1 protein-coding gene is annotated in these 438 nt (G+C 75.3%); it reads left to right on the top strand.

Annotated elements, in window-relative coordinates; translation table 11 throughout:
• The coding region (locus tag BN4575_RS22375) for a carbohydrate-binding protein (protein WP_218060824.1) at positions 1-438 on the top strand (438 nt) is incomplete at both ends.

Genomic DNA, 438 nt, shown 5'->3' with positions numbered 1-438 from the left:
GAGTCGCCTCGGCGACCGGCGGCCGCAGCATCGAGCTGCGCCTCGGCAGCCCGACCGGCACGCTGGTGGGGACCTGCACGGTTCAGGGGACCGGCGGCGCCCAGACCTGGGTCACCACGTCCTGCCCAGTCGACGGCGCGACGGGCGTACACGATCTGTTCCTGAAGTTCGCCGGTGGAAACGGGCCCCTGTTCAATTTCAACTGGTGGAGGTTCACGCCGCTCGACGCGCCGGATCCGGAGCCGACCGGCGGCGGGGGCGCCCCGAGCGAGGGTGAAGGGGGAGCGACGGGCAGCGGCGGCTCGGGCGGGGGTGGGAGCGTCAGCAGCGCAGCGACGACCGGCGCCGGAGCAACGGTGGGCAGCGGCACGGGCGGCGGTGAGGCTGCCCACGCCGAGGGCGCCGGCGGCGACGAGGGCGGGTGTGCCTTCGGGGTCG

Origin of the sequence: Aeromonas sp. EERV15, assembly GCF_900079845.1 — a bacterium.
Classification (GTDB): Bacteria; Pseudomonadota; Gammaproteobacteria; order Enterobacterales; family Aeromonadaceae; genus Aeromonas; species Aeromonas sobria.
The sequence above is the reverse complement of the archived record's forward strand: the minus strand, read 5'-3'. Positions and strand labels throughout refer to the sequence as shown.